This window comes from Kitasatospora sp. NPDC058243 (assembly GCF_042882025.1).
GTDB lineage: Bacteria > Actinomycetota > Actinomycetes > Streptomycetales > Streptomycetaceae > Kitasatospora.
The window spans coordinates 52,212-58,442 of record NZ_JBHVWW010000043.1 but is presented as its reverse complement, the minus strand read 5'-3'; the positions used below and the strand labels follow the sequence as shown (position 1 = coordinate 58,442).

The window sequence follows — 6,231 nt, the reverse complement described above, 5'->3', positions numbered from 1 at the left end:
ACGCCTCTCTCCTCGGTTCTCCCGCGAAACCCCAACCCGATACCGAAAGGAAAGGAGGTAAGATCAAACCCGAGGACCTGGACAAGGGCACCCCCCCCCCCCCCCCCCCCGGTCCGGTGGGGCGGCCCGGTCCGCGGAGCCCTTGCGCGGCGTGCGGCCCGGCCGGCCGGCCGGGTCCTACGGGCTCTCCAGGGCGCCGAGGGTGACGTCGGCGGTCCGGCTGTTGCCGTCCCTGGTGTAGGCGACGGTGGCCTTGTCTCCCGGGGTGAGCGAGGCGAGCGCGGTGGTGAGCGCGTTCAGCGAGTCGACCGTAGCGTCCCCGATCTTGGTGATCACGTCGCCGGCCTGCATCCCCGCCGAGGCGGCCGGGCCGCCCGAGGTGACCGCCACGATGACCGCGCCGGCGGGCTTGAACTGCTGGTTGAAGCTGGTCCGGGCGGTGATGCCGAGCGCGGCCCGGCCGGAGTTGGTGACCTTGCCCTGCTTGATCAGCTGGTCGGTGATGTTGGTGATGGTGGACGCCGGGATGGCGAAGCCGATGCCGGGCGCGGCCGCGCCGTTGGCCTCGGGCTCCGTCGCCGCGAGCGTGTTGATGCCGATCACCTGGCTGTCCAGGTTGACCAGCGCGCCGCCGCTGTTGCCCGGGTTGATCGCGGCCGAGGTCTGCACCATGTTGCCGATGGTGGCGCCGGGCGAACCGCCGCCCCTGGGTTCGGAGACGGTCCGTCCGGTGGCCGAGACGATGCCCTGGGTGACGCTGCTGGAGAGGCCGAGCGGGCTGCCCATGGCGAGGGTGATCTGGCCGAGCTGGACCTTGCCGGAGTCGCCGAAGGCGGCCGGCTTGAGGCCGCTCGGCGGGCTGCTCAGCTTGATCACCGCGAGGTCGGTGTCGGGGTAGCTGCCGACCAGGGTGGCGTCCAGCGACTTGGTGCTGTTGGCGAGGGTGACGGTGAAGGTGGTCGCGGTGCCCACCACGTGGGCGTTGGTGACGATGTCGCCCTTGTCGTCGTAGACGATCCCGGAGCCGAGGCTGTCGCCGGTGGTGATCTGCACCACCGAGGGCAGCACGTCGGCGATGACCCGCTGGTAGTCGTCCTGCAACTGGTTCCCGTCGGCCGACCGCGCGGGGGCCGACGAGGCCGGCCTGGCCGAGCCGGAGCTCGACGGGGAGCCCGCGGCCTGCGAGGCGGACGAGGAGGAGCCGCTGCTGCACCCGGCCAGCGCCAGCGCGGTCAGTACGGCCACCGCGCCGGGCACGAGCAACCGGCCGTGGGCCGTCCTGGGGCCGGTCGGCCGGGGCCCGGCCGGCAGGGGGCGGGCGTGTTCCTTCTTTCGGCTCACCTGACTGCCTCCGATTCGTCACCACGCTGAGAGCACGGAAATCTTTGTCAGCATTTCACCGATTTGTCCGATTTGACGGCTCGACTCGCCCGGCACTCACCACGGAAACCCGAACACCCTAGAATCGGCCCATGACTTGGTTGATCACCGGCGGTGCCGGATACATCGGCGGGCACGTCGTCCGCCAGCTGCTCGACGCCGGTGAGCGCGTCGCCGTCCTGGACGACCTCAGCACCGGCGACGCCTCCCGCCTGCCGGAGGGCGTCGCCCTGGTCGAGGGCTCCACCCTGGACCGGGCCGCCCTGGACGCCGCCATCCGCGAGCACGCGATCGAGGGCATCCTGCACTTCGCCGCCAAGAAGCAGGTCGGCGAGTCCGTCGAGCAGCCGTTCTTCTACTACCGGGAGAACATGATCGGCCTGCAGACCGTCCTGGAGGCCGCCGCCGAGGGCGGGGTCAAGCGCTTCCTCTTCTCCTCCTCCGCCGCCGTCTACGGCATGCCGGACGTCGACCTGGTCACCGAGTCGACCCCGTGCGCCCCGATGAGCCCGTACGGCGAGACCAAGCTGGCCGGCGAGTGGCTGGTCGCCGCGGCCGGGAAGGCCCACGGCATCTCCACCGTGGCGCTGCGCTACTTCAACGTGGCCGGTGCCGCCTCCCCCGAGCTGTCCGACACCGGGGTCTTCAACCTGATCCCGATGGTCTTCGAGCGGCTCACCGCCGGCGAGGCCCCGCGAGTCTTCGGCGACGACTACCCCACCCAGGACGGCAGCTGCGTCCGCGACTTCATCCACGTCTCCGACATCGCCTCGGCCCACGTCGCGGCCGCCAAGCGGCTGGCCGCCGACCCGGCCGGCGAGACCTCGCTGGTGCTCAACATCGGCCGCGGCGAGGGCGTCAGCGTCAAGGAGATGCTGGAGGTGATCGGCAAGGTCACCGGTTACGACACCACCCCCGAGGTGACCCCGCGCCGCGCCGGCGACCCCGCGCGGGTGGTGGCCTCGGCCGACCTGATCCGCCGCGAGCTGGGCTGGGGCGCCCGCCACGACGTGGCGGAGATGGTGGCCTCCGCGTGGGACGGCTGGTGCAGCCGCCACCCCGGGGCCCGCAAGGCCTGATCGGACGCGTCCGACGGCGGCGGGGCGCCCGCCCCGCCGCCGCGCCGGTTCAGCGCGCCGGGACGGCCGTGCCGTAGAAGGCGTCCAGCGCGTACACGCAGCGGTCCTTGGAGCCGACGAAGACCCGGCCGCCGACCGCGACCGGCGAGCCGGTCAGCTCGCCCTTGGTGCCGAGCTCCCAGCGCAGCTGACCGCTCGCCAGGTCCAGGGTGTGCAGCGAGTGGTCCCGGCTGCCCAGGTGCACCAGGCCGTCGGCCACCGCCGGGGAGCCGACGATCTCGCCGCGCGCCGTGTAGCGCCAGCGCTCCCGGCCGCTCGCCGCCTCGAAGGCGTACAGCACCCCGCCGCTGCCGACCAGCACCATGCCGTCCCCGACCACCACCGGCTCGGCGCCCTGGCGGTTGCCGGTGACCCCGCGCCAGCGGTCCCGGCCGGTGGCCGCGTCCAGCGCGTACACCGTCCCGAGGTAGTCGGCCACGTAGACCGCGTCGGCGTCCAGCGCGGGCGGGGTGAACAGCACCACCGGGGCCTCGAAGCGCCAGCGCTCGACCCCGCTGGCCGCGTCCAGCGCGTACACCCGGGAGCCGGCCGTCACGTACAGCACGCCGCCGCGCTCGACCGGGTGCGAGGGCACGTCCTCGCCGACCGGGAAGGACCAGCGCAGGCCGGCGCCGTGCGGGTCGATGCAGCGCAGCCGCCCGGCCCCGTAGTAGTAGGCCGCGCCGGCCACCAGGACCGGTCCGGACTGCGGGTTCTCGTAGTCCTGCTGGGCGTCGTCGGCCCGCCACAGCTCGGCGCCGTTGGCGGCCGAGCGCAGCTGGACGCCGCCGCCGCGGACGCCGCAGCACAGCACCCCGTCGGCGGCGGAGAGCGAGTAGACCCAGCCGTCCAGTGAGGTGCGCCAGCGCTCGGTGCCGTCCGCGACGTCCACGGTGTACAGGTGCGGGCCGTCGGCCGCGTGCACCCGGCCGGCGTCCACCGCGAGCGCCCAGGCGACGTCCCGGGTCTTGTAGCGCCGCTCGCCGGAGGCGATGTCCAGCGCGTGCACCTCGAAGCTGGAGACGAAGAGCGTGCCGTCGGCGACCACCGGGGTGCCCCAGACGTCGTTGGACATCCGGAACCGCCAGGGGCGCCAGCGGGCGGCCGGCGCCGGCGGCGGGGTGATCCGGCGGACCCAGTCGGTCTCGGCCGGGGCGGTGCCCGGGCCGGGCTGCTCGTGCTCGGCCCGCGGCCCGGGGCCTATCCGCACCGAGGCTCCGGACAGCCGCACCTCGACGGCCCCGCCGCCGCCCGGCGCGCGGTGCTTGTTGGGGGAGGCGATCTTCGCGGTCGGGATCTCGCCGTCGGACACCGGGCCCGGCCTCCGCCCCGTGTGCACCGGCCCGGACGGCGGCGGCGCGTGCCCCCCGCCCAGGTGGGTGCGCGGGTCGTCCAGGCCGGGGCGCTGCACCGGGACCGGCTGGTGCGGCTGCGGCGGCTGGTGGGGCTGGAGCGGGCCGGCCTGCGGCGGCCCGGCCGGGGGCGGTGGCGCGCCGCCCGGCAGCTGGACGGCCCGGGGCGGCGCGCTCGGGCGGCGGCCGCGCTTGCGCTCGATCAGCTCCAGCGCGTTCACGGGGAGCCAGTCGCCGACCTCACCGGCGGCGTCGTCCCGGGAGAACAGGTGCGGGGCCAGTTCGGCCTGGATCTGCGCCGGGGTGGGCCGGTGCTCGGGCGAGGGCCGCATGCAGGCGCGGACCAGGTCCATCAGCTCGCGCGGCATCCCGGACAGATCCGGCTCCTCGCGCAGCAGCTGGAACACCGTCTCGACCGGGTTGGAGCCGCTGAAGGGCGGGTGCCCGGTCGCGCAGAACACCATCAGCGAGCCGAGCGAGAAGACGTCGCTGGCGCCCCGGACGTTACGGCTGTCCTTGGCCTGCTCGGGGGACATGTAGGCGGGGGTGCCGACCGCGACGTTGGTCATGGTGAGCCGGGTGCTGGAGACGCCGGAGGCGATGCCGAAGTCGATCACCTTCGGGCCGTCCTCGACCACCAGCACGTTGGAGGGCTTGAGGTCCCGGTGGATCAGCCCGGCCGCGTGGATGGACTGCAGCGCCTCGGCGATGCCCGCGATCAGCCAGCGGGTGGCGTCCACCGGCAGCGGACCGCACTCCTCGACCAGGTCCTCCAGCGAGGGGGCCGGGATGTACGCGGTGGCCAGCCAGGGCACCCGGGCGTCCGCGTCGGCGTCCACCACGGCCGCGGTGTAGAAACCGCCGACCGTCTTGGCCGCCTCGATCTCGCGGGCGAAGCGGACGCGGAACAGCTCGTCCTCGGCCAGTTCCCCCCGGACGGTCTTGATGGCCACCCGCCGGCCGGAGGCGGAGCGCGCCAGGTAGACCAGCCCCATCCCACCCGCGCCGAGCCGCCCCAGCACCTCGAAGGGCCCGATCCGCCTCGGATCGTGCGCCGTCAGCTGGTCCACTCCGCTGCCACCTCCCCGTTTTCCGCACCCGCCGCGTGGTGCCGGACCCGATTCTCCAATGCCGCCCGGCCCATCTCCAACCTCCCCCGCCCAGAGCCGACGGCCGCCCCGGGAGCGCCGCCGTCCGGCCGGTGATGACGGAACGGCCGGATTCTGACGCCCGTTCCGGCCGCGGCTTGCACCCGGACGCCCGGACCCTCCCCTTCGGCGCCGATCTTCCGACGCCGCCAGTCGTCACGCTCTGTCACTCGATCACCCCTCAGCGGACTCGCCGTCACGCTGTGGGGTCAAAGGCACACGGGGGGGCTTCAACGACGCCTGCGGAGCGCGGTGAATATCCGTCCGAAGTGGTTCATGCCCCTATAGCAACCCCCCGTGCGGAGTAATAGTCGCATCACCGAATCGCGCCAAGATCGTGCCACGGTAAGCTGACGGCATGACAGGACAAGTTCGCACCGTCGACGGTCGCGTCGCCGGGCGACGCGGACAGGAAACGCGGCAGAAGCTGCTCGACTGCCTCCGCGAGATGCTCAGCACGTCGCCGTACCGGGACGTCAAGGTCATCGACGTCGCCCGTATGGCGGGTACCTCCCCCGCGACCTTCTACCAGTACTTCCCGGATGTCGAGGGCGCTGTCCTCGAAATCGCCGAGGAAATGGCCAAGGACGCCGACACCCTCAAAGAGCTGGTGGCCGGAAAGTCCTGGGCAGGGAAGTCCGGTCCGACCACTTCGGAAGAACTGGTCGACGGATTCCTCGCCTTCTGGCGCAAGAACGACGCCATTCTCCGAGTGGTCACGCTCGGTGCCGCCGAAGGGGACAAGCGGTTCTTCAAGATCCGCATGACGGTCCTCAACGCGGTCGCCAAGCCGCTCGCGGAGGCCGTCAAGGAACTCCAGGCGAAGGGCCAGGCCGACAAGTCGCTCGACCCGAACGCCGTCGCCGGGGCCCTGGTCTCGCTGCTCGCCTCGGCGGCCGAGCACCAGAAGGCCTTCACCGCCTGGGGCGTCAAGGTCAAGGACCTCAAGCCCAACCTCGCTCCCCTGGTGTACCTGGGCGTCACCGGCAAGAAGCCGCCCAAGTAGACCATCCGCTCAACCGACCATCCGCTCCGCGCGCAGCCCCGGCCTCCTGTCCGGGGTACGACGGACGGCGGCCGTGTCCTCGGGGGAGGTCCGCCGACGTACCGCACGCGCGCCAGACATGCCGGTGGGGGGGGGACCCCCCCACAAGGGGTCCCCCCCCCGACACGTTTTTATTTCCCCCCCTCCCGGGGCCTCGGGGCCCCGCGACGTCCAGGGAAAAAGGACAC

At 73.0% G+C, this 6,231-nt stretch carries 4 protein-coding genes; 2 read left to right on the top strand and 2 right to left on the bottom strand.

The genetic code is table 11. The features are described from left to right. Positions 1 to 177: 177 nt before the first annotated feature. Positions 178 to 1,341, bottom strand: coding sequence for a S1C family serine protease (locus ACFVX9_RS25510; RefSeq protein ID WP_387983609.1), 1,164 nt, complete (start codon positions 1,339 to 1,341; stop codon positions 178 to 180). Positions 1,342 to 1,472: 131 nt separating this feature from the next. On the opposite strand from ACFVX9_RS25510, the gene galE reads away from it, so the two are divergent. Next, the gene (galE, locus tag ACFVX9_RS25505; RefSeq protein ID WP_063348897.1) at positions 1,473 to 2,459 is read left to right on the top strand and encodes a UDP-glucose 4-epimerase GalE; all 987 of its coding nucleotides are present in this window, start codon (positions 1,473 to 1,475) and stop codon (positions 2,457 to 2,459) included. A 49-nt stretch (positions 2,460 to 2,508) separates the two neighbouring features. On the opposite strand, the gene ACFVX9_RS25500 is transcribed toward galE, so the two are convergent. Next, a complete protein-coding gene (locus tag ACFVX9_RS25500) occupies positions 2,509 to 4,920 on the bottom strand; it encodes a PQQ-binding-like beta-propeller repeat protein (protein WP_380485517.1) in 2,412 nt (803 codons plus the stop codon). A 436-nt stretch (positions 4,921 to 5,356) separates the two neighbouring features. Between ACFVX9_RS25500 and ACFVX9_RS25495 the strand changes: the two genes are divergently transcribed. Next, on the top strand, positions 5,357 to 6,004 hold the full coding sequence (locus ACFVX9_RS25495; protein WP_063348895.1) for a TetR family transcriptional regulator: 648 nt from the start codon (positions 5,357 to 5,359) through the stop codon (positions 6,002 to 6,004). Positions 6,005 to 6,231 lie beyond the last annotated feature (227 nt).

Bases quoted from the DNA above. Each gene is read 5' to 3' on its own strand.
- galE (WP_063348897.1), top strand. From the start codon at position 1,473: ATGACTTGGTTGATCACCGGCGGTGCCGGATACATCGGCGGGCACGTC.
- ACFVX9_RS25495 (WP_063348895.1), top strand. From the start codon at position 5,357: ATGACAGGACAAGTTCGCACCGTCGACGGTCGCGTCGCCGGGCGACGC.